This is a genomic window from Azospirillum sp. UENF 312511, assembly GCF_058780635.1.
Window position 1 is genome coordinate 57,628 of record NZ_JBSNCG010000003.1, and the last position, 25,415, is coordinate 83,042.

22 protein-coding genes are annotated in these 25,415 nt (G+C 69.3%); 10 read left to right on the forward strand and 12 right to left on the reverse strand.

All coding sequences use genetic code 11. The features are described from left to right. Positions 1–85: 85 nt before the first annotated feature. The 4 genes from ACWPN7_RS11605 to ACWPN7_RS11620 all read right to left on the reverse strand — a co-directional run bounded on the left by ACWPN7_RS11605 (position 86) and on the right by ACWPN7_RS11620 (position 5,540). Positions 86–913 carry an urease accessory protein UreD gene (locus ACWPN7_RS11605; RefSeq protein WP_200476067.1) on the reverse strand — a complete coding sequence of 276 codons (828 nt, stop codon included), beginning with the start codon at positions 911–913 and terminating at the stop codon, positions 86–88. A gap of 7 nt (positions 914–920) precedes the next feature. After that, entirely contained in the window at positions 921–3,260 is a 2,340-nt protein-coding gene (gene xdhB, locus ACWPN7_RS11610; RefSeq protein WP_349621544.1) for a xanthine dehydrogenase molybdopterin binding subunit, read from the reverse strand. Then, positions 3,253–4,719, reverse strand: coding sequence for a xanthine dehydrogenase small subunit (gene xdhA / locus ACWPN7_RS11615; protein ID WP_492273286.1), 1,467 nt, complete (start codon positions 4,717–4,719; stop codon positions 3,253–3,255). The genes xdhB and xdhA overlap by 8 nt, the downstream gene beginning before the upstream one ends. A gap of 119 nt (positions 4,720–4,838) precedes the next feature. Continuing rightward, positions 4,839–5,540, reverse strand: coding sequence for a LuxR C-terminal-related transcriptional regulator (locus ACWPN7_RS11620; RefSeq protein WP_038528061.1), 702 nt, complete (start codon positions 5,538–5,540; stop codon positions 4,839–4,841). A gap of 352 nt (positions 5,541–5,892) precedes the next feature. Between ACWPN7_RS11620 and ACWPN7_RS11625 the strand changes: the two genes are divergently transcribed. Then, complete coding sequence (locus ACWPN7_RS11625; RefSeq protein WP_103040962.1) at positions 5,893–6,555, forward strand: LuxR C-terminal-related transcriptional regulator; 663 nt, start codon at positions 5,893–5,895, stop codon at positions 6,553–6,555. A 47-nt stretch (positions 6,556–6,602) separates the two neighbouring features. On the opposite strand, the gene ACWPN7_RS11630 is transcribed toward ACWPN7_RS11625, so the two are convergent. Continuing rightward, a complete protein-coding gene (locus ACWPN7_RS11630; protein WP_038528065.1) occupies positions 6,603–7,175 on the reverse strand; it encodes a type 1 glutamine amidotransferase domain-containing protein in 573 nt (190 codons plus the stop codon). Positions 7,176–7,304: 129 nt separating this feature from the next. Between ACWPN7_RS11630 and ACWPN7_RS11635 the strand changes: the two genes are divergently transcribed. Next, positions 7,305–8,054, forward strand: a complete 750-nt coding sequence (locus ACWPN7_RS11635) for a PRC-barrel domain-containing protein (RefSeq protein WP_038528068.1) — start codon at positions 7,305–7,307, stop codon at positions 8,052–8,054. 18 nt (positions 8,055–8,072) lie between these two features. On the opposite strand, the gene ACWPN7_RS11640 is transcribed toward ACWPN7_RS11635, so the two are convergent. After that, complete coding sequence (locus ACWPN7_RS11640; RefSeq protein WP_459198060.1) at positions 8,073–9,386, reverse strand: D-amino acid dehydrogenase; 1,314 nt, start codon at positions 9,384–9,386, stop codon at positions 8,073–8,075. A 272-nt stretch (positions 9,387–9,658) separates the two neighbouring features. Here ACWPN7_RS11640 and ACWPN7_RS11645 point away from each other — a divergent pair, with 272 nt between their 5' ends. After that, a complete protein-coding gene (locus ACWPN7_RS11645; protein WP_149651602.1) occupies positions 9,659–11,200 on the forward strand; it encodes a sigma-54-dependent transcriptional regulator in 1,542 nt (513 codons plus the stop codon). Positions 11,201–11,208: 8 nt separating this feature from the next. Here ACWPN7_RS11645 and ACWPN7_RS11650 read toward each other — a convergent pair whose 3' ends face one another. Then, positions 11,209–11,439 carry an FmdB family zinc ribbon protein gene (locus ACWPN7_RS11650; RefSeq protein ID WP_094306268.1) on the reverse strand — a complete coding sequence of 77 codons (231 nt, stop codon included), beginning with the start codon at positions 11,437–11,439 and terminating at the stop codon, positions 11,209–11,211. Between the two features lie 124 nt (positions 11,440–11,563). On the opposite strand from ACWPN7_RS11650, the gene ACWPN7_RS11655 reads away from it, so the two are divergent. After that, positions 11,564–12,115 (forward strand): gamma carbonic anhydrase family protein, encoded by a 552-nt coding sequence (locus ACWPN7_RS11655; RefSeq protein ID WP_149651603.1) that lies wholly within the window; start codon positions 11,564–11,566, stop codon positions 12,113–12,115. 22 nt (positions 12,116–12,137) lie between these two features. Here the strand turns inward: ACWPN7_RS11655 and ACWPN7_RS11660 are convergent, their stop codons facing one another. Continuing rightward, positions 12,138–12,887 carry a sulfite exporter TauE/SafE family protein gene (locus ACWPN7_RS11660; protein ID WP_014240297.1) on the reverse strand — a complete coding sequence of 250 codons (750 nt, stop codon included), beginning with the start codon at positions 12,885–12,887 and terminating at the stop codon, positions 12,138–12,140. A 346-nt stretch (positions 12,888–13,233) separates the two neighbouring features. On the opposite strand from ACWPN7_RS11660, the gene ACWPN7_RS11665 reads away from it, so the two are divergent. Further along, positions 13,234–13,683: a CBS domain-containing protein gene (locus ACWPN7_RS11665; RefSeq protein ID WP_038528081.1), complete on the forward strand. Its 450-nt coding sequence runs from the start codon at positions 13,234–13,236 to the stop codon at positions 13,681–13,683. Positions 13,684–13,751: 68 nt separating this feature from the next. On the opposite strand, the gene ACWPN7_RS11670 is transcribed toward ACWPN7_RS11665, so the two are convergent. Further along, positions 13,752–15,497: a PEP/pyruvate-binding domain-containing protein gene (locus tag ACWPN7_RS11670; protein ID WP_459198058.1), complete on the reverse strand. Its 1,746-nt coding sequence runs from the start codon at positions 15,495–15,497 to the stop codon at positions 13,752–13,754. Positions 15,498–15,745: 248 nt separating this feature from the next. Next, complete coding sequence (locus ACWPN7_RS11675) at positions 15,746–16,498, reverse strand: NUDIX hydrolase (RefSeq protein ID WP_459198057.1); 753 nt, start codon at positions 16,496–16,498, stop codon at positions 15,746–15,748. Between the two features lie 192 nt (positions 16,499–16,690). On the opposite strand from ACWPN7_RS11675, the gene pyk reads away from it, so the two are divergent. After that, entirely contained in the window at positions 16,691–18,154 is a 1,464-nt protein-coding gene (pyk, locus tag ACWPN7_RS11680; RefSeq protein ID WP_038528090.1) for a pyruvate kinase, read from the forward strand. Positions 18,155–18,219: 65 nt separating this feature from the next. On the opposite strand, the gene ACWPN7_RS11685 is transcribed toward pyk, so the two are convergent. Then, positions 18,220–18,909: a GntR family transcriptional regulator gene (locus ACWPN7_RS11685; protein WP_014240292.1), complete on the reverse strand. Its 690-nt coding sequence runs from the start codon at positions 18,907–18,909 to the stop codon at positions 18,220–18,222. A gap of 170 nt (positions 18,910–19,079) precedes the next feature. Next, positions 19,080–19,700 (reverse strand): thiamine phosphate synthase, encoded by a 621-nt coding sequence (locus tag ACWPN7_RS11690; RefSeq protein ID WP_051658082.1) that lies wholly within the window; start codon positions 19,698–19,700, stop codon positions 19,080–19,082. A gap of 198 nt (positions 19,701–19,898) precedes the next feature. Here ACWPN7_RS11690 and gcl point away from each other — a divergent pair, with 198 nt between their 5' ends. From gcl to ACWPN7_RS11710, 4 genes are all read left to right on the forward strand, one after another. Beyond that, positions 19,899–21,668, forward strand: a complete 1,770-nt coding sequence (gcl, locus tag ACWPN7_RS11695; protein ID WP_103040958.1) for a glyoxylate carboligase — start codon at positions 19,899–19,901, stop codon at positions 21,666–21,668. Between the two features lie 207 nt (positions 21,669–21,875). Further along, the gene (hyi, locus tag ACWPN7_RS11700) at positions 21,876–22,673 is read left to right on the forward strand and encodes a hydroxypyruvate isomerase (protein ID WP_038528102.1); all 798 of its coding nucleotides are present in this window, start codon (positions 21,876–21,878) and stop codon (positions 22,671–22,673) included. Between the two features lie 79 nt (positions 22,674–22,752). Further along, the gene (gene glxR / locus ACWPN7_RS11705) at positions 22,753–23,661 is read left to right on the forward strand and encodes a 2-hydroxy-3-oxopropionate reductase (protein ID WP_200476052.1); all 909 of its coding nucleotides are present in this window, start codon (positions 22,753–22,755) and stop codon (positions 23,659–23,661) included. 258 nt (positions 23,662–23,919) lie between these two features. Beyond that, positions 23,920–25,182: a glycerate kinase type-2 family protein gene (locus ACWPN7_RS11710; protein ID WP_149651609.1), complete on the forward strand. Its 1,263-nt coding sequence runs from the start codon at positions 23,920–23,922 to the stop codon at positions 25,180–25,182. Positions 25,183–25,415: the final 233 nt, after the last annotated feature.

A 25,415-nucleotide genomic window follows, 5' to 3' on the forward strand; every position in this document is an offset into this window, starting at 1 on the left:
CCTTCCCATTGGGTTGGCAGGATTATGCCACGTTGCTGCGGTGCGCCAATCCCGTTTTGCGGGCAGCGGTGCGCTTTCGCGCCGGTCAGACTTCCCACAGCCGCGGCAAGCGCGTCGGCAAGCCAGCCGCCGCCGCGCGCAGATGCGACCACAGCGCCGCGTAGGCGCGGCGCACCGCCAGCGCCTCGCCGCCCAGGATGCGGACGACCAGCAGCCCGTCGAAGGCCGTGGCACCGACCCGCACGCCCTCCAGCCCCTCCGCCACCGCGCGCAGCGCCTCCAGCCGGCTTCCGGCGTCGGGTGCGGCGTAGAGCAGCGTGGCGCAGGCTCCGGCACCGCCGAAGCCCGCCGGGTGGGCCAGCGTCTCGGCGAGGTCGCCGTCCATGTGCAGGGCGTCGGCCCAGGCCAGCCGCCCGTCGCGCACCACCTCCCAGGCGTCGCGGACGAGGCCGCGGGTGACCGTCTCGCCGAAGGCGGCGCGTCCGAAGACCAGCATCTCCCCGGCGATCAGGCGGGCGTCGCCCTCAAGCTCCAGCCGGGTCAGGCGGCGCAGGCGGGAGCCCTCGAAGACGATGGCCTCCTGCGGCATCCATTCCAGCCAAGCGCCGGCCTCCACCGTCACGCGGGTGTCGATGCGGCAGTCCGGCCCGGCGGAGCGGTAGACCTTCTCCGCCGCCTGGGTCGTCACAAGCGCCGCCGCCCCCGGCCCCGCCGACAGGGCGACGTCCAGCCGGTCGCCGCCGACCAGCCCGCCGGAGGTGGTGACCAGCACCGCGATGGGCAGGTCCCCCGCCCGCGGATCGGGCAGCAGCACCCGCAGCGGGTCGTGGTGGTAGAGCGTGGCGAGGCGCGTGGCCCCATGGCGATGCTCGAACCGCACCGTCGCCGCGCCGTGCACGGCGACTTTCTTCATCAACGCGTCAGCCACCAGCGGAACCCATTCTTGTCTTTACATCCTCAACCGCCAGCAGCACGCGCTCCGGCGTCGCGGGCGCGTCGAGGCGCACGGGCAGCCGGTGGCCGCCCACCGCCGCGACGGCGTCCTTCAGCGCCAGCCACGCCGAGATGCCGAGCATCAGCGGCGGCTCCCCAATCGCCTTGGAGCGGAACACCGTGTCCTCCCGGTTGGGGCGGTCGGTGTAGAGCGCCACCCGGAAATCCTCGGGCAGCGAGCGCGAGGTCGGGATCTTGTAGGTGCTGGGCGCGTGGGTGCGCAAGCGTCCCTCGCCGTCCCACCACAGCTCCTCCGACGTGACCCAGCCCAGCCCCTGGACGAAGGCGCCCTCCACCTGCCCCAGGTCGATGGCCGGGTTGATGCTGCCCGAGCAGTCGTGCAACACGTCGGCGCGGGGGAAGCTGTACTCGCCGGTCAGCGTGTCGATCAACGCCTCGGTCACCGCGACGCCGCAGGAGAAGTAGAAGAAGGGCCGCCCCTCGCATTTCTCGCGGTCCCACCAGATCTTCGGCGTGGCGTAATGGCCGGTGGAGGACAGCGACACCCGGTTCAGATAGGCGAGCTTCGCCACCTCCGCGAAGGTCATGGCGTGGTTGCCAGCGAAAACGGCGTTGTCGCGGAACTCCACCTTGTCCGGCGTGGTGTGGCAGTGCTGGGCGAGGAACGCCACCAGCCGGTCGCGGATGGTCCCAACGGCGATGCGCACCGCCATGCCGTTCAGGTCGGTGCCAGCCGACGCCGCGGTGGGCGGCGCGTTCGGCACCTTGTCGGTGGCGCTGGCGGTGACCCGCACCCGCTCCACGTCGATCTGGAACTCCTGGGCGGCGATCTGGGCCATCTTGGTGTGGATGCCCTGCCCCATCTCCGTCCCGCCGTGGTTCACCTGGATGGACCCGTCGGTGTAGACATGGACCAGCGCCGCCGCCTGGTTCAGGTGCTTGACAGTGAAGGAGATGCCGAACTTCACCGGGGTCACCGCCAGCCCCTTCTTCAGCACCGGGCTGCGGGCGTTGAAGGCGTCGATCTCCTCCCGTCGGCGGCGGTAGTCGCCGTCCCGCTCGATCCGGTCCATCAGCTCGGCGAGGATCTCCGGCTCCTCGACCGGCATCCCGTAATGGGTGGTGTCGCGGCCCGGCCCGCCGTAGAGGTTGGCGCGGCGCACGTCGAGCGGGTCCTTGCTGAGGGAGCGGGCGATCTCGTCCACCACATGTTCGATGGCGATGACGCCCTGCGGGCCGCCGAAGCCGCGGAAGGCGGTGTTGGACACCGTGTTCGTCTTGCAGCGGTGCCCGGTCACCCGCGCGGCCGGCAGATAGTAGGCGTTGTCGGCGTGGAACATGGCGCGGTCGACCACGCCGTTGGACAGGTCCAGCGACATGCCGCAGCGCCCGGCGAGGTCCATCTCCAGACCCTGGATGCGCCCCTCGCCGTCGAAGCCGACGTCGTAGCGCACGAAGAAGTCATGGCGCTTGCCGGTCATCAGCATGTCGTCGTCGCGGTCCAGGCGGAACTTCACGGGCCGCTTCGTGGCGTTCGCCAGCAGGCCGGCGATGGCGGCGATCTGCGCCGGCTGGCTCTCCTTGCCGCCGAAGCCGCCGCCCATGCGTCGGCACTCCACGGCGATGCCGTGCATCGGGCGCCCCAGCACCTGGGCGACGGCGTGCTGGACTTCCGACGGGTGCTGGGTCGAGGAATGGACCAGCAGGTCGCCGTCCTCCTTGGGGATGGCGTAGGCGATGTGACCTTCCAGATAGAAATGGTCCTGCCCGCCGACCTCCAGCGTGCCGGTCAGCCGGTGCGGCGCCCCGGCGACCTCCGCCGCCGCGTCGCCACGCCGGAAGGTCAGCGGCGGGGAGACGAAGCTGCCCTTTTCCAGCGCCGCCTCGGCGGTCAGCACCGCCGGCAGGTTCTCGTAATAAATCTCCACCAGCCGGGCGGCGGCGCGGGCCTGCAACAGCGTCTCCGCCGCCACGGCGACCACCGCCTGCCCGGCGTAGGTCACCAGCGCGTCGGCCAGGATGGGGTCGCCGCGCTGGATGGTGCCGATGTCGCCGTCCCCCGGAACATCGGCGTAGGTGAGGACCGCGTGGACGCCCGGCGCCTGCTTCGCCCGCGACAGGTCCATGCCCAGGATGCGCGCGTGCGCCCGCTCGGACAGCCGCACCGCAACGTGCAGCGTGCCGGGCAGTTCCGGGATGTCGTCGGTGTAGGCCGCGGCGCCCATCACATGCTTGCGGGCGCTTTCATGCTCGATGCCCCGGTGGACGCCACCGCGGATCGGTTGGATGGTGCCGCCGTCAGCCATGCACGGCCTCCAGGGAGGGCCGTTCGGCCCCGGTGGTGTGAAGAAGGAAGCGCATCAGCAGGTTCTTCGCCACCAGCGCCCGGTAGCGGTCGCTGGCCCGCATGTCGGTCATGGGGCGAAAGTCGCGGTCGAGCGCCGGAAGGGCCGCCGCCACGGAGTCCGCCGTCCAGGGCTGCCCGGCCATCGCCGCCTCCAGCGCCGGGGCGCGGGCCGGCGTCGCCGCCATGCCGCCGTAGCCGGCGCGCAGTTCCGCCACCCGCCCCTCCCCATCCAGCGTCAACAGGAAGGCGGCGCAGACGGCGGAGATGTCCTGGTCCCGCCGCTTGGACACCTTCCAGGTGGCGAAGCGCTGGCCCTCGCGCGGCAGGGGAATGCGGATGCGCTCGACGAACTCGCCCGGCTTCAGGTCGTTCTTGCGGTAGCCGTGGTAGAAGCGGTCCAGCGCCAGCTCCCGCCGCACCCCGCCCCGGTTCAGCACCAGCGAGGCGCCCAGCGCCAGCAGGGCCGGCATGCTGTCCCCGATGGGCGAGCCGTTGGCGATGTTGCCGCCCAGCGTGCCGGAATTGCGCACCTGCGCCGCGCCGATGCGGGTGACCAGGGCGGCCAATTCAGGCACGCGGCGCTCCAGAACCGGCAGCAGGTCGGTGTAGGTCACCGCCGCACCGATCTCCAGCGCATCGGCACCCTCGTCGATCCGGTGAAGCTCCCGCACCTGGGCAAGGTAAATCAGCGTGGGCAGGCTGCGCCCCTGCTTGGTCACCCACAGCCCGACGTCGGTCGCCCCGGCCACCAGCGTGGCGTTCGGATGAGCGGCGAACAGGGCGGCCAGCTCATCGACGCCCCGCGGCGCGTGGAAGCTGGCGGCGCCGTGGGTCACGGTCAGGGCTCCATCGCGCTGGATGGAGCGCAGCACCGTGGCGATGCCCTCCTCCGCCCGGTCGAAGCGGTCGTCGCTCCGCTCCGCCGCCATGGTCCGGGCGGCGTCGAGGATCGGGCGGTAGCCGGTGCAGCGGCACAGGTTGCCGGCCAGCGCGTCGTGGATCGCTCCATCGGTCAGGCCGCCGTCGGCCGCGCGCTGGTCGTGGTGGAGCGCGAACAGCGCCATCACGAAACCCGGGGTGCAGAAGCCGCATTGCGAGGCGTGCTTGTCCACCATCGCCGCCTGGACGGGGTGCAGCTCACCGTCCGCGCCGGCCAGATCCTCGACGGTCAGCAGCAGTTTGCCGTCGATCATCGGCAGGAAGAGGATGCAGGCGTTGACGGCGCGGTACCGGACGCGCCCGTCCGCGGCGAGATCGCCCAGCACCACCGTGCAGGCGCCGCAATCCCCCTCGGCGCAGCCCTCCTTGGAACCGGGGCGCCCGTTGGCGCGCAGCCAGTTCAGCACCGTGGTGGTGGGGTCGGCGTCCCGCACCTCCACCACCCGTCCGCCGAGCACGAAACGCACAGAGCCCGTCATTGTCCCTCCTGTCGGGCGTTTCCGTCATAGTGCCGGAAAGTCTCCGCAGGCCGCAATGGCGGGCCGGCCGTCTAGCCATAAAGGCATGGTTCGGATGGATAAACCGCTCCGAAGGGGGGTCAGGCGTCCTCGGGGAAGCATCCGCTGCGGGCGGCCACGACGGCGACTTGGGTGCGGTTGCGCACGCCGAGCTTCTGCATGATGGCCCGCACATGGACCTTCACGGTGCCCTCCAGCACGCCCAGCTCCCGCGCGATCTCCTTGTTGGAGTGGCCGGCCAGCAGAAGCTGGAACACGTCGCGCTGCCGGTCGGTCAGACGGTCGAGGATCTGGCCCGAGGGGCGCGCGACCTCCGCCGCGACGTTGCCCGACAGGACGGCCCGCGGCAGCGGCAGGAAGGTCTCCCCGGTCAGCGCCAGGGAGATCGCGTGCTCCAGCACCGCCGTGGAGCTGGTCTTCAGGATGTAGCCCCTGGCCCCCAGCCGCACGCTGTCCACGATGTCCGCCACCTCGTCCGACCCGGAGATGACCAGAAGCGGGCGGTTTCCCAGCACCTCGACCATGCGGCGAACCCCGTCGCGCCCGCTGCGGTCGCCCAGATTGAGGTCGAACAGGACCAGCGTCAGATCCGGCGTGCGGTCGGCGATGGCCATCGCCTCGTCCAGCGAGCCAGCCTCCAGCACCTGCGCGTCCGGGTGGATCTCCCCCACCGAGAGGGCGAAGCCGTGCCGCACCAGGGGGTGGTCGTCCACCACCAGAAATGTCTGCGCCCTGCCGGCCACCGACCGCTCCTTGCCGCGCGTCTGCAGCTGAACTTCCATTGCTTTGCTACCCCATCAAGCCGCCGAAAGCCGCTCTGGAAAACAAAAGAGCCCCAAACCAGCCCGGCTTTCTGTCCAGCGGAAAAGTATAAAGATACCTCTTTTGGACTTTGCAGAAGCGACGCCATGCGAATTTCTATCGTTTCGAAGCCATTTATGATTCATTCGTATCGAGCTTCTTCCAAGCATCTTGCGCCGCTTCCTGTCCATCCGTATAAATCATCGGGACAACCAGCGTAAAGCACGCTTTTTCGATACAATAAAGGCGGCTTTTTTCCCTTTTCCCCGGCGAAACGGACAACGATTGGCGTTGTGCGCTGCTCGTCACGGGTGGCGTCGCGGAGGAGTTTCGATGAGAACGTGGAACGTCATGCTCGTGGACCATGACCGGCTGTTTTCGGCGGCGCTGGGAACGCTCATCAGCGGCGGCCCTTTCCGCGTCTGCCACCACGCCACGACGGTGGAGGATGCCGAGGCGGCCATCGCGCAGGGCGTGCAGCCCGACCTGATCGTGGTGGCCCTGGGGGATGCGACGAACGACGAGGCCGGCGGGGTGAAGCGCCTGCGCGCCGCCACCAGCGCCCGCATCGCGGTGCTGGCCGACGCCATCGCCGACCGCACGCTGTCGCTGTCGCTGAAGGCCGGCGCCGACGCCTACCTGAACAAGTCGATGTCGAGCGAGTCCCTGCTGCGCGCCCTGCAGCTGGTCATGCTGGGCGAGGTGGTCTACCCCACTCACGTCGCCAGCCTGCTGATCGCCAACGCCAACAGCGAACGTCCGCAGCCGGAGCGCGCCCAGCCCGCCAACAACGAGCTGTCGAAGCGCGAGATCCAGATCCTGCGCTGCCTGCTCGCCGGACAGTCGAACAAGGCCATCGCGCGCAACCTTCACATCACGGAATCGACTGTGAAGATGCATTTCAAGAACGTGATGCGGAAGATCAACGCCCAGAACCGCACGCAGGCCGCGGTGTGGGCGATCCAGAACGGCCTGTCGCCGCTGGCGTCCGTCTAGAGAGTTCGTCCCCTCTCCCAGCGCAGGGGAGAGGGGACGGTGCATCGTCACTCCGCCGCGTGGCGGTGGCCGCCATGGCGGCCTTCGGCGAACTCCTCCACCATCTTGCGGCAGAAGGCCGGCAGATCGTCCGGCTTGCGCGAGGTCACCAGCCCCTGATCGGTGACCACCTCGCTGTCCTCCCAATTCGCCCCAGCGTTGCCGAGATCGGCCTTCAGCGACGGCCAGGAGGTCATGCGCTTGCCCTTCGCGCCGCCCGCGTCGATCAGCGTCCAGGGGCCGTGACAAATTGCGGCGATGGGCTTGCCCGACTGGACGAAGCTGCGCACGAAATCGATGGCTTTGGGCTCCAGCCGCAGCGCGTCGGGGTTGATGACGCCGCCCGGCAGAACCAGCGCGTCGAAGCCGCCGGGGTCCGCCTGATCGAGCGTGACGTCCACATCCACCCGGTCGGCCTTGTCGTGGTGGTTCCAGCCCTGGATTTGCCCGCCCTGGGGCGCCACGATCCGCACCTCGGCGCCTTCGTTGCGCAGCGCCTTCACCGGTTCGGTCAATTCGACCTGCTCGAAGCCGTCGGTCGCCAGAACGGCGACGGTCTTCTTCTCAAGTTTTCCTGCCATGGGATCACCTCCTCGGTTGGCCTGTCCGGTCAGCAACCGGCGTACCTCTGGGGAGTTCCCTCTGGAACCGCCGCGCACCCCCCATGTTCCCTTTGACGGACCGCGCGTCACAATCGGGAGCACAGACCCATGCGTTACAGCGGCACTTCGGCGGGCATCCTCGCCGCGTTCGCCATCGCCACGTCCCTGACCCTGGGCGTTCCTCAACCCGCCCAGGCACAACCCTCTCACTCCGCCGAAACGGTGCGGACCACGGAGGCGTCCTACCCCCGGCTCTACCAGGGCTGGCGGGCCGGCGTGATCGTCGGCACCGAAGTTGAGGGATTGCTCGGCGAGGAGCTTGGGCAGGTGGTGGATCTCGTCGTCGGCCCGGACGGACGGCTGGAAAGCGCGGTGATCGAGGCCAGCGGCATGCTCGACGTCGGCGAGGCGCGCTTCACCGTTCCCTGGCACCAGCTCATGCCCGGATCGGTGGACGGCGTCCTGGCCTATCCCGTTGCCGGCCCCGACACGCTGGACCTGATCCGGCGCCAGCAGCAGGCGGCCAGCCGCCCCGGCGACTGGCGCGTCTCCGCCCTGATCGGCCAGCCGGCCAACACCGCGGGCGACGCGACGGAAGCCGGCTTCTTCGGCACGGTGGAGGATCTGGTGTTCGACCGCAACGGCGCGCTCAAGGCCGTCGTGGTGACGCCGGAGCCGGAGGGCGAAGGCCCCTACGCCGTCGCCTGGAAAGCGGCGGCGCTGGAGCCGGGCCTGACCTCCGTCACGCTGCAGGCGACGCCGGAGCAGGTGAAGGCGCTCGGCTCCTTCGACGCGGCGCGCATGAAGGAGTTCAACACCGCGCGCCTGAACCAGGGTGCCCAGGCGCGCCAGGAGTAAACCCGCGCGAAAACGCGCTTATCGGGCCGCCGGGCGGGCCACGCCGCCGACCGTCGGGCGGCTCGCCGAGGCGGCGGAACGGCCGTAGCGGGCAACGGTCAGCCCGTCCATGTCGATCTCCGTCTGGCGCCCGCCGACCACGTCGGCGACCACCCGGCCCGAGCCGGCGGCCATCGTCCAGCCCAGCGTGCCGTGGCCGGTGTTGAGGAACAGGTTGCGCACCGGGGTCGGCCCGACGATCGGGGTTCCGTCCGGCGTGTTGGGCCGCAGGCCGGTCCAGAACTCCGCCTTCGACAAGTCGCCGCCCGTGGGGAAGAGGTCGCCCACCACATGGTCGAGCGGGCCCCGGCGGCCCGGACGCAGCGTCAGGTCGAAACCGGTCAGCTCCGCCGTGCCGCCGACGCGGATGCGGTCGCCCAGGCGGGTCACCGCGATCTTGTGCGTCTCGTCCATCACCGTGGATTCCGGGGCGCCCGCCGGATCGACGATGGGCAGCGTCAGCGAATAGCCCTTCACCGGATAGACCGGCAGGTCCAGCCCGAACGGCTTCACCAGCGTCGGGGAGTAGCTGCCCATGGCGACGACGTAGGAGTCGGCGGTCAGCGTGCCGGCGTCGGTGACCACGCCGGTGACGCGGCGCCCGTCGCTCTCCAGCTTGCGGATGCCGGTGTTGTAGCGGAACTCCACCCCCAGCTCCGTCGCCACCGCGGCCAGCGCGTTGGTGAAACGGAAGCAGTCACCCGTCTCGTCACCGGGCAGCAGCAGGCCGCCGACGATCTTCTCCTTCACCAGGCGCAGAGCCGGCTCGACCGCCGCACAGCCCTCAACGTCCAGCAGGCTGTAGGGCACCTTGAAGCGGTCGAGGACGGCCATGTCGGTGGCGGCGGCATCCACCTGCTTCTGGGTGCGGAAAACCTGGAGCGTGCCCTTGGCGCGCTCGTCGTAGCGGATGCCGGTCTCGTCGCGCAGGGCGCGCAGGCAGTCGCGGCTGTATTCGGCCAGCCGGACCATGCGGCCCTTGTTGATCTCGTAGGAGCGCTCGTTGGCGTTGGCCAGCAGCTTCAGGCACCAGGACCACATGGCCGGGTCCATCTTCGGCCGGATCACCAGCGGGGAGTGCTTCATCAGCATCCACTTCACCGCCTTCGCCATCAGGCCGGGCGCTGCCCAGGGGGCGGAGTAGCCCGGCGACACCTCGCCCGCGTTGGCGTAGCTGGTCTCCAGCGCCGGGCCGGGCTGCCGATCCACCACCGTGACCTCGTGGCCGGCCTTCGCCAGGAAATACGCGGTGGAAACGCCGATGACGCCGCTGCCGAGGACGATGACGCGCATGTGAAGGCTCCCGAGATCACGGATTTGTTCGCATCCCATTCGCAAACGCGGTGCCAAGTGCCGGAAGCCGCGGAAACGCTGGAGCGGACGGTTTGGCGCCGGACAAAGCTGTACATGAATCGTTACATGGCGGCCGGAAAGCGCTTCCCGCTCCCCTGATAAACAGAGCCAGAACAGAGATTTGTCATCACCGTACAAAAAGCGTTACGGTGTACACGGATGTTTACGGACGCGACCATCGTGGTACACTCATCCCTCCACCGGGGAGAGCCATGCGCATCGACGTCCTGTTTGCCGACCGGGTCGGCATCGCCCACGAGATCCTGGCCGTTCTCGCCAAGCGGCGCCTGAACGTCGTGGCGGTGGAAGTGGACCCGCCGCACATCCACATCGACGCGCCGGAGCTGGACGTGCCGGGTTTCGGCGCGCTCGACGCCGCGCTGCGCGCCGTGCCGGGAGTGGAGTCCGTCACCCCCATCGACATCCTGCCCGGCACGCGGCGACGGCTGCATCTGGACGCCCTGCTGGCCGCACTGCCCGACCCGGTTCTGGCGGTGGACCGCGCCTGCCGCATCGTGGTGGCGAACGCCGCCGCCGCGACGGTCGCCGGGCGCAGCGAGGCCGCCCTGACCGGCGCCGACTTCGGGCGGCTGTTCGGCGACGCCGAGCTGTCCGACCTGCTGGTGGACAACGGATTCCGCCTCGCTGCCGGGCAGGAGGTCACGCTGAACGGCCAGCCCTTTCTGCTGGACGCCACGCCCATCGTGGAGGACGGGCGCTCCGCCGGCGGGGTGGTCACCCTGTTCGCGCCGAGCCGGCTGGGCGAGCGGCTGAACGCGCTGCAGAATTTCGACGAGGGCGGCTTCGACCGTATCCTCGGCGAGTCCGCCCCGGTCCGCTCGCTGAAGGCGCGGGCGGCGCGGGTCGCGGCGGTGGACGCGCCGCTGCTGATCCTGGGCGAGACGGGCACCGGCAAGGAGTTGATCGCCCACGCCTGCCACCGCGCCAGCCCGCGCCGCGACAAGCCCTTCCTGGCGCTGAACTGCGCCGCCGTTCCGGAGAGTCTGGCGGAGAGCGAGTTGTTCGGCTACGCCCCCGGCTCCTTCACCGGGGCGCAGCGCGGCGGCAAGCCCGGCCTTTTGGAACTGGCCCACGGCGGCACCGTCTTCCTCGACGAGATCGGGGAGATGTCGCCCTACCTCCAGGCCAAGCTGCTGCGCTTCCTGAACGACGGGCGCTTCCGCCGCGTCGGCGGCGACCGCGAGCAGACGGTGGACGTGCGCGTGGTCAGCGCCACCCACCGCGACCTCGACGCCATGGTCGCCGAGCACAGCTTCCGCGAGGACCTGTTCTACCGGCTGAACGTGCTGTCGCTCCAAGTCCCGGCGCTGCGCGAGCGCGGCGACGACATCCTCCTGCTCGCCCGGCACTTCATCGCCCGCGCCTGCGCCCAGGCCCGCCGCCCGCCCTGCCGGCTGACCGTGGCGGCCAGCGCCGCCCTGCTCGCCAACCCCTGGCCGGGCAACGTCCGCCAGTTGGAGAACGTCATCTTCCGCGCCGTGACGATGAGCGACGGCGCCTATCTCGACACTGCGGACCTAGAGTTGGCCGGGGCGCGCATGGACGCCGAAACCGGCGGCGAGCCCGCCGAGCCGTCCAGTTGGGACGAGGCGGCGGCGGCGTTCGAGCGCGGCCTGCTGCGCCGCCTCTACCCGCGCTACCCGTCGAGCCGCAAGCTGGCCGCCCGGCTCCACACCTCGCACACGATGATCGCGAACAAGCTGCGGAAATACGGGATACCGGAAGGGACGTGAGCGCCGCGCTAAATGCGCGAGCGTTCCGCCTTGCTGTAGTTGCTGAAATGGCCCTCCGCGGCGGCGGCGCGGCGGGCGGTGTTCAGGAACTTGTCGGCCTTGGTGTCCGGCGCAATGCGCGCCACCTTCCGCTCCAGCGCCGCCGATCCGCAGGAGGCGCAGACGGGCGTATCCGACGAGCGCACCAGCGCTTCGAAGTCGTGGTCGCAGGCGGTGCAGCGGTAGGAGTAAAGCGGCATGGGAGTCCTCACACGGGTCGGGAACCAGGCGCCCCATCCTATCACGTAATTTTCTTATGGGTATAGCGCAGTGCAGCATTCTCACGCCGGCGGTCTGTTCCGCGGTAGGATGCCCAGACGAAGAATGAAGGAGGAACGGGTGATCTACGCCTTCAACGACAAGGTCCCGCAATTGTCGCCCCACTGCTGGGTGGCTCCCAGCGCCACCGTCGTCGGCGACATCCTGCTGGAGGAGGACGTGTCCGTCTGGTGGGGCGCGGTCATGCGCGCCGAAGAGGAGCGCATCCACATCGGCGCCGGCAGCAACGTCCAGGACAACGCCGTCCTCCACGTCGATCCAGGCTTCCCGCTGCTCATCGGCAGGAACGTGACCATCGGACATCTGGCGATGGTGCACGGCTGCACCGTCGGCGACGGCAGCCTGATCGGCATCGGCGCCACCGTCCTCAACGGCGCCCGCATCGGCCGCGATTGTCTGATCGGCGCCCACGCCTTCATCGCCGAGGGCAAGGAGATCCCCGACCGCTCGCTGGTGCTCGGCGCGCCGGGCAAGGTGGTGCGCACGCTGTCGGACGAGGATGTGGAGCGCATGCGCGCCCCCGCCGCCGTCTACCAGCAGCGGTGGAAGAGCTACGCCAAGGGACTGCGCCCGATCACCATCTCCGGCCAGCCCTGACCGGCGCCGGCGTGGGGCGCCCTCAGGCTCCGGCGCCCCTGATGAAGAAGTACAGGGTCAGCCCCACGCCGATCGACACCACCACCCATTTCATCACGTCGCGGCTGACCCGCTTCGCCGCGTGGGCGCCGGCATAGCCGCCGGCGATGGCCGACACCGCCATGACGGCGGTTTCCGGCCAGGACACCGCGTCGGACAGGCAGAAGGCTGCCACCGCCGCGCCGTTCATCAGCGCGGCCAGCAGGATGCGCAGACCGTTCATGGCGTGGATGTCGCGCAGGCCGAACAGGGTCAGCGCCGCCAGCATCAGGAAGCCGATTCCACCACCGAAATAGCCGCCGTAGATGGCGATGACGAACTGCACGACCAGAACGGAGCGACCGCTCAGCCGCAGCCGGGCGGCCAGCGCCGGCATGAAGCTGCCCACCGCGAAGACCGCCGTCGCGAACAGGAGAAGCCAGGGCACCAGCCCGGCGAAGGCGCGGTCCGGCGTGGTCAGCAGAAGAATCGCCCCGACCACCCCGCCGACGAGGCTGACCACGGAGAAGGCGGTGACGCTGACCTCCGTCACGCCACGGATCTCGTTGCGGTAGGCCCAGGCGCTGGCCATCTGGCCGGGGAACAGGGCGACGGTGCTCGACACGTTGGCGCTGACCGGCGGCACCCCGGCGAACAGCAGCGCCGGAAAGGTGATGAAGGCCCCGCCCCCGGCGACCGCGTTGAGAACGCCCGACGCGAACGCCGCGACCATCAGCAGCACCATGGCAAGCATCGCACCCCCACCGTCAGCTTCTTTATGTATTTGGCATGCCAGCTATCGTTGTGGGCACCCTGACAAACGCCATAGGAGGCGGATGAACGCCGAGACTGTGGCTGCGCGGTTCAATAAACGCGTCGCACGAAAAATGCGATTTCGCTGATTGTTTGCTACATTAGCCATTGACGTGCCGTGGCATCTGGTATACCAAATATCCATCACCTGCCACTGCCCGATGCCCAGGTGCCGCCGACGGCCTTCGACCGGCCCGACGCGGTTCCACCGGTCAAGCTCCGGTCCCCCGCGGGGGTCTCCGTGCAGGGCGCGCTTACGCAACCCGCTGTCTGGTGGAGGGCTCGCCATGAAAGTCGCCGACATTCTTCGGACCAAGGAATCCCGCGTCGTCACCGTCCGTTCCGGCGAAACCATCGAGGAGGCGATCCGGCTGATGCGGTCGGAGAACATCAGCGCCCTGGTGGTCAAGGACGTCTGCCGGACCGAGGGCAACGCTGTAGCCGGCATGCTGTCGGAGCGCGACGTGGTCTATGCGCTGCTGGAGCGCGGCGCGTCCGTCCTGAAGACGCCGGTCTTCATGCTGATGTCACGCGCGCCGCAGACCTGCTCGCCCGACGACAGCCTCGTCCACGCTCTGGAGCTGATGGACCGCCACCACATCCGCCATCTGCCGGTGCTCGACGGCGCCACGCTGGTCGGCGTCGTCAGCGCCCGCGACTTCACCAAGCTCCAGCTCACTGAGATGGTCGCCCACGCCCAGCCCCCGGCGCAGGATACCCCGCTCTACGCGCACTGACCGCGGCCCGGAAGCGAAAAGGCCCGTCGTCCCCTCGGACGACGGGCCTTTTTCATGGCTTCAAACCATCACGCGCCAACGCCCTCGTCAGCCCCCTCGGCCCAGCGCAGCAGCAGGGCCACGGCTTCCGGCGGCTCGGGGCGGATCATCGGCACGCTGCCCAGGATCACATGCCCCGCCCCGCCGTCCACGGTGATGATCTCACCCGCCCGGACGGTCAGATCGCCCACGGTCATCACGCCAGCCGCCGGATCGACGCGCAGCATGCGCGCTCCGGTGACGCAGGGCAGCCCCATGGCACGGGCGACGGTGGCGGCATGGCTGGTCGCCCCGCCACGGGCGGTCACCACCGCGCAAGCCACCTGCATGCCGTGCACGTCGTGGGGAGAGGTTTCCGGACGGCACAGCACCACCGCCACGCCCTCCGCCGCCAGCCGGACCGCCTCGTCCGACGTGAAGACCGCGGCACCCGTGGCAGCACCGGAGGAGGCCGGCAGGCCACGGGCGATCACCTCGCGGGGCGCGTCCGGATCTGGAATGGGGCGCAGGCTGTCCGCCAACGCCGGCAGGTCGGCGCGCTGCACCGCCTCGGCCCGCGAAATGATGCCGGCCTGCGCCATTTCCGTGGCGATGCGCACTCCCGCCTCCGGCGTCCGCTTGCCGGCGCGCGACTGGAGGATGAACAGGCGCCCCTGCTGAACGGTGAATTCGATCTCTTGCATGTCGCCGAAATGGCGCTCCAGACGGTCGGCGATGCGGCCCAGCTCGGCGAATGCCTCGGGGGCGACCGCCTCAAGGGACGCGTCGGCGCCGGTCAGCGGCCCCGGGGTGCGCAGGCCGGACACGATGTCCTCCCCCTGGGCGTCGGCCAGGAACTCGCCGCACAGCACGGCCTCGCCGGTGGAGGGATCGCGGCTGTGGGCGACGCCGGTGCCGGAGGCGCTGCCGCGGTTGCCGAACACCATCGCCTGCACGGTCGCCGCGGTGCCCCAGTCGTCGGGAATGCCGTGCACCGCCCGGAAGGCCACGGCGCGGGCGTTGCTCCAGGAGCGGAAGATGGCCGCGATGGCGGCGAAGAGCTGGGTCCGCGCGTCCTGCGGGAAGGGCTCCCCTGCTTCGCGCTCGATCACCGCGCGGTAGGAGGCGGCCACAGCGCGCCAGTCGGAGGCGCCCAGGTCGGCGTCGCGGGTCAGCCCGCGCATTTCCTTGTAGGCCTCCAGCGCCGCGTCGAAGACGTGGGCGCCAACCCCCTGCACCACCGTGCCGTAGGTCTGGATCAGCCGGCGGTAGCAGTCGTAGGCGAAGCGGGCGTCGCCGCTCCGCGCCGCCAGCCCCGCCACCGTCGCGTCGGTCAGGCCGAGATTCAGGATCGTGTCCATCATGCCGGGCATCGAGGCCCGCGCGCCCGACCGCACGGACACCAGCAGCGGGTTCTCCGACCCACCGAAGCGGGCGCCCGCCACGGCTTCCAGCCGGGTCAGTGCCTCCTCCACCTGGGCCGTCAGTCCGGCGGGAAAGCCGCCCTGCCCGGCGCGGTGCCGGCGGCTGGCCTCCGCCACAATGGTGAAGCCCGGCGGCACCGGCACCTCCAGCCGCGCCATCTCGGCCAGCCCGGCGCCCTTGCCGCCCAGCTCCGCCAGCATGCCGCCGTGCCCCTCCGCACCGCCACCGCCGAAGGCGTAGACCCACCGCTGTCCACCGGCTGCCTGTCCATTGGCCGCCGGCAGCGCCGGGTGCCCGGCAACCACGGCGGCACCGACGGCGATGGCGCCGTTGGTGTCGGTGGAGCCTTGGATGATGGACTGGTGGAGCATGGACCTATCCTCGCGTCGGCGTGGTGTTCAGGCACCCTGTGGACATGAACGGAAAATTTCTCCGGTCAAACCGATATCTTATTTCTTCATATTGCCACTTTACGAACTGAGTGCAATGCACAAATAGTCGCATTTGCGACGATAACGCTTCGGCGGCGAAAAAAGGCACGGGAAATTCCGCATAGCGGAATTTTAGGCGAATTGTTGCTCGGAAATTCTGGTTGGAAATGCGCGGCGGTCTCAGGCGATCAGCCCAGCCGCGCCTGCTCCAGGGGGACCTGCGTCAGGGGATAGCCGAGCCCGTCCGGGATGCGCAGCACCGGCCCCTCAGGGGTGTCGGCGGGACGGGGCACAATGGCCGTCAGGGGGTGGAAGCGCGCGGCCTCCTCCATCGCGTGCCGGACCGTGCGGCAGCCGGCCAGACGCAGCAGGGTCATGCGGGTGGCGAAGACCAGCGACAGCCGCTCCGCCTCCGCCTCGACCAGGATGGCCCGCGGCGTGCCCCAGAATCCGGCGACCGCCTCCACCCCGTCGACCACGGCAGTCTGGCGCGGCGGCGCCTTGGCGAGGAAGAACAGGGTGTCGTAGCGCCGCCACACGCTCTCCGGCGTGACCCAACGGGCGAAGGGCACCAGCGCCGCCACGTCCGGCTCCAGCCCCGCGGCCAGCAGCCGGTCCAGGAAGGTCCCGCCCGACGCGCTGCGCAGCCCGTCGAGAAGGGCGGCGTCCACCGTGCCGCCGGCCAGCAGGAGGCCGCATTCCTCGAACGCCTCGCGGATCGCGGCCATCCGCTGCGGCATGTCGTCGGTCAGCGGCAGGGACAATTCCCGCCAGGGCAGCTCGCTGTCCTCCGCGTCCAGCCGCCCGCCGGGAAACACCGTGGCGCCGGGCGCGAAGCGAAGGTCGCGGTGGCGCTGGATCATGAAGACCTCCAGCCCGTCCACGCTGTCGCGCAGAAGGATCAGGCCGGCGGCGGAAAGCGGCTCGACAGGCGTGTTCATGGCATCGTCCTGGCTGATCGCGGGCGCCCAGTGTCGGCCCAGGGCTCACCCCCGGTCAAACCAACCGTGTGACTTCCCGCTATGTGGAAAAGCCATAGCGGCGGTTTGACCCCCGCCCTGCCCCGGTCGCAGCATCACCCCAAGCACCACCCAGTCATTGTCAAGTCATCGCCCTCTCAGGAGGCCCGCGCCATGCAGCGCAACCGCAGCACCAAGATCGTCGCCACTCTGGGGCCGGCCAGCTCGACCTACAGCCAGATCTTCGCCCTCGCCGAGGCCGGCGTGGATGTCTTCCGCCTGAACGCCAGCCACGGCACGCAGCGCGACCACGCCGAGCGCTACCGCCAGATCCGCGCGGTCGAGGAGACGGTCGGGCGCCCCATCGGCGTGCTTCTCGATCTTCAGGGTCCGAAGCTGCGCGTCGGCACCTTCAAGGAGGTGGCGGTGATCCTGGCCGGCGGCGACCGCTTCCGCCTCGACCTCGACCCGACCCCCGGCGACCGCAGCCGCGTCTGCGTCCCGCATCCAGAGATCTTCGCCAGCCTGGAGCCGGGCCACGAGCTTCTGCTGAACGACGGGCGCATGCGCCTGCGCGTGCTGAGCTGCGGCCCCGACCACGCCGAGACCGAGGTCATGGTCGGCGGCACGCTGTCCGATCGAAAGGGCATGAACGTCCCCGGCACCACGCTGGCCCTCAGCGCCCTGTCGGAGAAGGACCGCAGCGACCTGCAGTTCGGCCTGACGCTGGGCGTGGATTGGATCGGCCTCAGCTTCGTGCAGCGGCCCGAGGATATCCTGGAGGCGCGCGCCCTGATCGGCGACCGCGCCCACATCATGACCAAGGTGGAGAAGCCCGCCGCCCTGCCCCGGCTGGAGGAGATCATCGCCCTGTCGGACGCGGTGATGGTGGCCCGCGGCGACCTCGGCGTGGAACTGCCGCCGGAGGACGTGCCCGGCCTGCAGAAGCGGATGATCCGCCTGAGCCGCGCCGCCGGCAAGCCGGTGATCGTCGCCACGCAGATGCTGGAATCCATGATCACCGAGCCGACGCCGACGCGCGCCGAGGCGTCGGACGTGGCGACCGCCGTCTATGACGGGTCGGACGCCGTGATGCTGTCGGCGGAATCCGCGTCGGGCAAGCATCCGGTGGAGGCCGTGGCGATGATGGACCGCATCATCCGCCGGGTGGAGCGCGATCCCCTCTACCGCCGCATCATGGACTCCGAACATCCGAGTCCGGAGGCGACCACCCCGGACGCCCTGTCCGCCGCGGCGCGCCAGATCGCCGAGACCATCTCGGCCGCCGGCATCGCCACCTTCACCAGCACCGGTTCCACCGCGCGCCGCGCCTCGCGCGAGCGGCCGACCGTGCCGATCCTCGGCCTCAGCGCCGAACGCGGGACTGCCCGCCTGCTGTCGCTGGCCTGGGGCGTCCATCCGGTCTGGACCGCCGACGTGGCGAATTTCGCGGAGATGGTCGAGCGGGCGAGCCTCGTCGCCGCTCAGGAGGGCATCGGCGCCCCCGGCCAGTCCCTGATCGTGACGGCGGGCGTCCCCTTCGGAACGCCCGGCACCACCAACAGCCTGCGCGTGGTCACGATCACCGCGAACGGTCTGAACAGCGTGACGACCGCGAAGCTCCACGAGCCGGTCTGACGCCCGTGTCCGTGCCCCCTCCCCCTCACCGGGGGCGGGGCACCCTCACTCCAGGAAATCGCCCCTTACTCCAGGAAGTCGCAATGCTTCTCGACGTGCGCCGCCAGACCCAGAGTGTGGTCGCGGATCAGGTGTTCGGCCTGATCGACGTCGCGGCGTTCCAGGGCCTTGATGATTTCCTTGTGGTCGTTGATCGACCGCTCCGCCCGGTTGTCCTGACCGATGGTCAGCTTGCGGATCGCGCGGATGTGGATGAACAGGTTGTCGGTCATCTCCTGGATCAGCTTGGACCCGCTGAGCCGGATGATGCTCTTGTGGAAGGCGATGTTGGCGTCGGAGTATTCGTTGACATGCTCCTTGGGGTTCCGCATCTCGAAGTTGCGGAACAGGTCCCACAGGGTGCGGATGTCCTCGTCGGTGGCCTGCGTCGCGACCATCCGTCCGGCCATGCTCTCCAGCGCCGCCCAGACCTGGATCATCTCGACGATCTCGGCCTTGGTCTTGCGGATGACGAAGATGCCCCGGCGCGGCTGGAGGCGGATGAACCCCTCCTGCTCCAGCAGGGTCAGCGCCTCGCGGATCGGCGTCCGGCTGACGCCCAGCAACTCGCTGAGCTGCCGCTCCTCAAGCCGGATCTCGTCGTTATGGTCGTAGATGTCCATTTGCGAGATGGCTTGCTTCAACGCATGGTACGCTTGGCTGCGGAAGGTCGTTCCGGTGTCGAGCGGCTGGACGTTGATCGGCGGAGGGTTCATGGTCGGCACCGTTCCTCAATGCTGGCCGTCCGGAAACACCCCACTGTGCGCCGGCCCGGTCGTGCGAAAGGCATCGCATCGTTTTCGTATATGAGATACCAGATGCACATTTCGGGCTGAAAAGTCCAGGATTACGATAAAGATAGGGTGGCTCCGCCCGCCGCTCGTCCTTACGGTTGTCCACCTTTCAAGGCCTTGAGCAATTCGGGCAGGCGGTCCGGTGTCCGCATCGCCGTGCCCATGACCGCCACTCCGGCGGCTCCCGCGGCCAGACAGTCTCCGATAGTGCCCGACTCCACGCCGCCAAGCGCAATGATGGGCAGCGGGGACTCCGCGGCCAAGCGTCTCAGCGCCTCCGTTCCGATCGGCGGGCCGTAGCCTGGCTTGCTCGGCGATGGAAAGACGGGCGACAGAGTGACGTAGTCCGCCCCGCCCGCCGCGGCCCGCCGAATCCCCTCCGCGTCGTGGGTCGAGAGCCCGACCAGCGCGCCGGGACCAAGCCGCCGCCGCGCCGCCGCCACATCGGCTCCTTCCGGCAGATGCACCCCGTCCGTCCCCGCGGCCAGCGCCAGATCCGGATCGCCGTGCAGCGTGACCACGGCTCCCCAGGGCCGCGCCCGCTCCACCAGCGCGTGGGCCAGGGCGACCTGCCGCGACTCGTCCAGATCCTTCTCGCGCAGCGACAGCCAGCGCAGCCCGCCGGCGAACAGGCGCGCCGCCAGATCCGGCAGGGGCTGCGCCGCCTGCCGCCGGTCCGTGATCGCCAGGAGGCGGGGACTCGGGATCGCCATCATCCGCTCACGATGACAGCGCCATCGGGACTGTGCAAGTGCAGCATAATTGTCCGAAGCACCGTGAAGGACTGCCCCGTTCGGCGCGATTTCCATCACGCGGAAAGGATTCGCCAACATTTTGCCAATAGCCGCCCCGCTGATGAAAGCTCAATCCAACGCAACAGCGACCCGTTACGCGAGGGAGGAGACCAAGCCATGGCTAGGATGATGGCGATTGAAGCGGCGGTGCATGTCCTGGAAAAGGAAGGCGTGTCCGTTTGCTTTGGCGTCCCCGGAGCGGCCATCAATCCGTTCTACGCGGCGCTGCAACGCAACGGCCGCATCGGCCACGTTCTTGCGCGCCATGTCGAGGGCGCTTCGCATATGGCCGAAGGCTACACGCGCGCCAAGGCCGGCAACATCGGCGTGTGCATCGGCACCTCCGGCCCCGCCGGCACCGACATGATCACGGGCCTCTATTCGGCCTCCGCCGACTCCATTCCGATCCTGTGCATCACCGGCCAGGCGCCGCGCGCCCGCCTGCACAAGGAGGATTTCCAGGCCGTGGACATCCCGTCCATCGCCAAGCCGGTCGCCAAGTGGGCGGTCACCGTGCTGGAGCCGGGGCAGGTCCCCTACGCCTTCCAGCAAGCCTTCCATCTGATGCGCTCCGGCCGTCCCGGCCCGGTGCTGCTCGACCTGCCGATCGACGTGCAGATGGCCGAGATCGAGTTCGATCCCGACGCCTACGAGCCGCTGCCCACCTACAAGCCGGCGGCGACCCGCGCCCAGGTGGAGAAGGCTCTGGCCATGCTGAACGCGGCGGAGCGTCCGCTGCTGGTGGCCGGCGGCGGCATCATCAACGCCGACGCCAGCGACCGTCTGGTCGAGTTCGCCGAGATCGCCGGCCTGCCGGTCATCCCGACCCTGATGGCCTGGGGCGCCATTCCGGACGATCACCCGCTGATGGCCGGCATGGTCGGTTTGCAGACCGCCCACCGCTACGGCAACGCCGCCATGCTGGCGTCGGACTTCGTGCTGGGCATCGGCAACCGCTGGGCCAACCGCCACACCGGCTCGGTCGACGTCTACACCAAGGGCCGCAAGTTCGTGCATGTGGACATCGAGCCGACCCAGATCGGCCGCGTCTTCGCGCCGGACCTGGGCATCGTGTCCGACGCCGGGGCGGCGCTCGACCTCTTCATCGAGGTGGCGAAGGAGTGGAAGGCCGCCGGCAAGCTGCGCGACTGGTCGGAGTGGGTGAAGACCTGCCAAGTCCGCAAGCGCTCCATGCTGCGCCGGTCCGACTTCGCCAACGTGCCGATCAAGCCGCAGCGCGTCTATCAGGAGATGAACAGCGCCTTCGGCGAGGACGTCTGCTACGTCTCGACCATCGGCCTGTCGCAGATTGCCGGCGCACAGTTCCTGCACGTCTACAAGCCGCGCCATTGGATCAATTGCGGTCAGGCCGGCCCGCTCGGCTGGACCCTGCCGGCGGCGCTCGGCGTGCGGGTGGCCGATCCGAAGCGCAAGATCGTCGCGCTGTCCGGTGACTACGACTTCCAGTTCCTGATCGAGGAGCTGGCGGTGGGCGCCCAGTTCAAGCTGCCCTACATCCACGTTCTGGTGAACAACAGCTATCTCGGGCTGATCCGGCAGGCGCAGCGCGCCTTCCAGATGGACTTCCAGGTCCAGCTCTCCTTCGAGAACATCAACGCCCCGGAGATCGGCGTCTACGGCGTGGATCACATCGCGGTGGCCGAGGGTCTGGGCTGCAAGGCGATCCGCGTCACCGACCCGGACAACCTGCAATCCGCCTTCGCGCAAGCGCAGCAGTGGATGGACGAGTTCCAGGTCCCGGTGGTCGTCGAGGTCATCCTGGAGCGCGTCACCAACATCGCCATGGGCACGGAGATCAACAACATCACCGAGTTCGAGGACGTGCTGGACGTGCCCGCGGACGAGCCGGAGCTGGTGCGGGTCTGATCGGCACGCCGCGCGCCCAAATCCCCTCCCCTGCGAAGCGGGGGAGGGTCAGGGTGGGGCAAGCGGCTCCGCCAGATCCACAGTTCCGCAGGGTGAAAAAGCGTCATCCCCGCGTTGACGCCCCCACCGTCACCCTTCGATCCTGACCGTCAACCGGCCAAGCCTGTAACGAACATCCGGCCCGAAACGAACATCCGGGAGAGAGACATGCCCAAGTTCGCCGCCAACCTGACGATGCTCTACAACGAGTTGCCCTTCCTCGACCGCTTCGCCGCGGCGGCGAAGGACGGCTTCACCGGCGTCGAGTATCTGTTCCCCTACGCCTTCGAGAAGGACGCGCTGGTCGAGCGGCTGGCCGCCAACCGGCTGACCCAGGTCCTGCACAACCTGCCGGCGGGCGACTGGGACGCGGGCGAGCGCGGCATCGCCGTCCTGCCGGACCGCGTCGGCGAGTTCCAGGACGGGGTGGGCCGCGCCATCGAATACGCCACGGCGCTGGGCTGCAAGCAGATAAACTGCCTCGCCGGCAAGGCCCCGGCGGGCGTGGCGGCGGACGCGCTGGAGCGCACCTTCGTCGAGAACCTGTCCTTCGCCGCCAAGGCGCTGAAGCAGGCCGGCATCCGTTTCCTGATCGAGCCGATCAACACCCGCGACATTCCGGGCTTCTACCTGACCAACACCGCGCAGGCGGAACGGATTCTGGAGGCCGTCGGCTCCGACAACCTCTTCATCCAGTACGACGTCTATCACATGCAGATCATGGAGGGCGATCTCGTCCCGACCATACAGCGCCTGCTGCCGAAGATCGCGCATGTCCAGATCGCCGACAATCCGGGCCGCAACGAGCCGGGCACCGGCGAGATCAACTACCCCTTCGTCTTCGCGGCGCTCGACCGGATCGGCTACGACGGCTGGGTCGGCTGCGAATACAAGCCGGCCAAGGGGACCAGCGAAGGGCTGGGCTGGATGCGCGCCGCCACCCCCGGCGAGACCGTAGCCGCCTGAGGGCCGCCGCCTAATGGCCGCCACCTGATCGCCCACCCCATTTCGACCGCCCGAACACAGAAGATTTGAGGACACAGCCATGAACGTTGGATTCATCGGTCTCGGCATCATGGGCCGCCCCATGGCCGGTCATCTGGCCGACGCCGGCCACACCCTGTTCGTCTACGACATCAACCCGGCTCCGGAAGACCTGCTCGCCAAGGGCGTCACGGCCTGCGGCTCCAGCCGCGAGGTGGCGCAGAAGGCCGACATCGTCTTCACGATGGTCCCCGACACCCCCCATGTGCAGGCCGCCCTGTTCGGCCCGAACGGCGTCGCCGAGGGTCTGTCCGCCGGCAAGATCGTCGTGGACATGTCGTCGATCTCCCCGATCGAGACCAAGGCCTTCGCCCAGCGCATCAACGAGCTGGGCTGCGACTACCTCGACGCCCCGGTGTCCGGCGGTGAGGTCGGCGCCAAGGCCGCCTCGCTGACCATCATGGTCGGCGGGCCGGACAAGGCCTTCGAGACGGTGAAGCCGCTGTTCGAGAAGATGGGCAAGAACATCACGCTGGTCGGCGGCAACGGCGACGGCCAGACGACGAAGGTCGCCAACCAGATCGTTGTCGCCCTGACCATCGAGGCGGTGGGCGAGGCCCTGCTGTTCGCGTCCAAGGCCGGCGCCGACCCGGCGAAGGTCCGTCAGGCCCTGATGGGCGGCTTCGCCTCCTCGCGCATCCTGGAGGTGCATGGCGAGCGCATGGTGAAGCGCACCTTCGATCCGGGCTTCCGCATCGAGCTGCACCAGAAGGACCTGAACTTGGCCCTGTCCGGCGCCCGCGCGCTCGGTGTGTCGCTGCCCAACACGGCGACCTGCCAGGAGCTGTTCAACGCCTGCGCCGCCCAGGGCGGCAAGGCCTGGGACCACTCCGGCATGGTCCGCGCGCTGGAGCTGCTCGCCAACCACGAGATCGGCCAGAACCACCGCGTGACCGAACCCGCGGAGTGAGGCTGTTTCTTTCTCCCTCTCCCGCCCCGGGAGAGGGAGGGGCCCATGCGCCGCATGGGAGGGTGAGGGTGCCGCCAAGAATACGGGACTGATCCTCGGGCCATCCTCACCCGCCCGCTTTGCGGCCCCCCTCTCTCATGATGTGAGAGGGGTGAAAGCACTCCCCATTGCCCCCTGCGCCAAATTCGTTAGCATTCCCAGCACATGAGGACCGGCGCCGACAAACGGCGCGGCTCAGGGAAGGGACAGAACCGAACCATGACGACCACCGATCCCCGCGCGCTTCTGACCGACATGTTCCGCGCCGCCGTCGCTTCGGCGCAGCCGGCGCTGTGCGTGCCGCCGCATCTTCCGGAACCGCCGAAGGGCCGCACGGTCGTCGTCGGTGCCGGCAAGGCCGCGGCCTCCATGGCGAAGGCGGTGGAGGATCACTGGAAGGGTCCGCTGTCCGGTCTGGTCGTCACCCGCTACGGCCACAACGTGCCCTGCGAGCGGATCGAGGTGGTCGAGGCGTCGCACCCCGTCCCCGACGAGGCCGGCCAGCAGGCGGCAAAGCGCATCCTCGACATCGCCGCCTCGCTCGGCCCCGACGACCTGATGCTCTGCCTGATCTCCGGCGGCGGCTCCGCCCTGCTCGCCCTGCCCGCGCCCGGTATCTCCATGGCCGACAAGCAGGCGGTGTCCAAGGCGCTGCTCCGCTCCGGCGCGAACATCACCGAGATGAACTGCGTGCGCAAGCACCTGTCCGCCATCAAGGGCGGGCGGCTGGCCGCGGCGACCAAGGCGCGGGTGGTCTCGCTGGTCATCTCGGACGTGCCGGGCGATGACCTGTCGGTGATCGCCTCCGGCCCCACCGTGCCCGACCCGACCAGCTACGCCGACGCGCTGGCCGTGCTGGAGAAGTACGGGATCACCCCGCCGCAGCCGGTCATGGACCATCTGCTGGCCGGGCGCGACGAGAGCCCGAAGCCCGGCGACCCCCGGCTGGAGCGCGTCAGCACGATCCTCGTCGCCACCCCGCAGATGGCGCTGGAGCGCGCGGCGGAGGTCGCCCGCAAGGCCGGCGTCACCCCGGTCATCCTCGGCAACGCTCTGGAGGGCGAGTCGCGCGAGGTGGCGCTGGTCCATGCCGGCATCGCCCGCCAGATTGTCGAGCACGACCAGCCCGCGGCCAAGCCCTGCGTCCTGCTGTCCGGCGGCGAGACCACGGTGACCGTGCGCGGCAAGGGCCGCGGCGGGCGCAACGCCGAGTTCCTGCTGGCGCTGACCGTGGCGCTGGACGGAATGAAGGGCGTGCACGCCCTGGCCGCCGACACCGACGGCATCGACGGGACGGAGGACAACGCCGGCGCCCTGCTCTCCCCCGACACGCTGGCCCGCGCCGCCGAGGCCGGCGTCAACGCCAAGGAACGGCTGGCCGACAACGACGGCTACAGCTTCTTCAGCGCGCTCGGCGACCTGCTGGTGACCGGGCCGACCCTGACCAACGTCAACGACTTCCGCGCCGTTCTGGTCCTGTGATGGGTGGGGCGCCGCCGGCCGATTTGATATATCACTTACGGCCAGAGCGGCGCCCGCTCACGAAAATTTGTTGATGACTCCACGGATTATCCGCCACACTCACCGTCAAGGCATCACGAATATGGCGTCTGGCATGCCACAAGCATCCAACCGGGCCGCCCCGTTCGAAGGATAAAGCGAAGCGGTCGGGCACCGAACGCACCCCGCGCGCGCCAGGACAAGAACGAGATCGC

Coding starts and splice junctions, on each gene's coding strand:
- ACWPN7_RS11605 (WP_200476067.1), bottom strand. CDS start 913: ATGAAGAAAGTCGCCGTGCACGGCGCGGCGACGGTGCGGTTCGAGCAT.
- xdhB (WP_349621544.1), bottom strand. CDS start 3,260: ATGGCTGACGGCGGCACCATCCAACCGATCCGCGGTGGCGTCCACCGG.
- xdhA (WP_492273286.1), bottom strand. CDS start 4,719: ATGACGGGCTCTGTGCGTTTCGTGCTCGGCGGACGGGTGGTGGAGGTG.
- ACWPN7_RS11620 (WP_038528061.1), bottom strand. CDS start 5,540: ATGGAAGTTCAGCTGCAGACGCGCGGCAAGGAGCGGTCGGTGGCCGGC.
- ACWPN7_RS11625 (WP_103040962.1), top strand. CDS start 5,893: ATGAGAACGTGGAACGTCATGCTCGTGGACCATGACCGGCTGTTTTCG.
- ACWPN7_RS11630 (WP_038528065.1), bottom strand. CDS start 7,175: ATGGCAGGAAAACTTGAGAAGAAGACCGTCGCCGTTCTGGCGACCGAC.
- ACWPN7_RS11635 (WP_038528068.1), top strand. CDS start 7,305: ATGCGTTACAGCGGCACTTCGGCGGGCATCCTCGCCGCGTTCGCCATC.
- ACWPN7_RS11640 (WP_459198060.1), bottom strand. CDS start 9,386: ATGCGCGTCATCGTCCTCGGCAGCGGCGTCATCGGCGTTTCCACCGCG.
- ACWPN7_RS11645 (WP_149651602.1), top strand. CDS start 9,659: ATGCGCATCGACGTCCTGTTTGCCGACCGGGTCGGCATCGCCCACGAG.
- ACWPN7_RS11650 (WP_094306268.1), bottom strand. CDS start 11,439: ATGCCGCTTTACTCCTACCGCTGCACCGCCTGCGACCACGACTTCGAA.
- ACWPN7_RS11655 (WP_149651603.1), top strand. CDS start 11,564: ATGAAGGAGGAACGGGTGATCTACGCCTTCAACGACAAGGTCCCGCAA.
- ACWPN7_RS11660 (WP_014240297.1), bottom strand. CDS start 12,887: ATGCTTGCCATGGTGCTGCTGATGGTCGCGGCGTTCGCGTCGGGCGTT.
- ACWPN7_RS11665 (WP_038528081.1), top strand. CDS start 13,234: ATGAAAGTCGCCGACATTCTTCGGACCAAGGAATCCCGCGTCGTCACC.
- ACWPN7_RS11670 (WP_459198058.1), bottom strand. CDS start 15,497: ATGCTCCACCAGTCCATCATCCAAGGCTCCACCGACACCAACGGCGCC.
- ACWPN7_RS11675 (WP_459198057.1), bottom strand. CDS start 16,498: ATGAACACGCCTGTCGAGCCGCTTTCCGCCGCCGGCCTGATCCTTCTG.
- pyk (WP_038528090.1), top strand. CDS start 16,691: ATGCAGCGCAACCGCAGCACCAAGATCGTCGCCACTCTGGGGCCGGCC.
- ACWPN7_RS11685 (WP_014240292.1), bottom strand. CDS start 18,909: ATGAACCCTCCGCCGATCAACGTCCAGCCGCTCGACACCGGAACGACC.
- ACWPN7_RS11690 (WP_051658082.1), bottom strand. CDS start 19,700: ATGGCGATCCCGAGTCCCCGCCTCCTGGCGATCACGGACCGGCGGCAG.
- gcl (WP_103040958.1), top strand. CDS start 19,899: ATGGCTAGGATGATGGCGATTGAAGCGGCGGTGCATGTCCTGGAAAAG.
- hyi (WP_038528102.1), top strand. CDS start 21,876: ATGCCCAAGTTCGCCGCCAACCTGACGATGCTCTACAACGAGTTGCCC.
- glxR (WP_200476052.1), top strand. CDS start 22,753: ATGAACGTTGGATTCATCGGTCTCGGCATCATGGGCCGCCCCATGGCC.
- ACWPN7_RS11710 (WP_149651609.1), top strand. CDS start 23,920: ATGACGACCACCGATCCCCGCGCGCTTCTGACCGACATGTTCCGCGCC.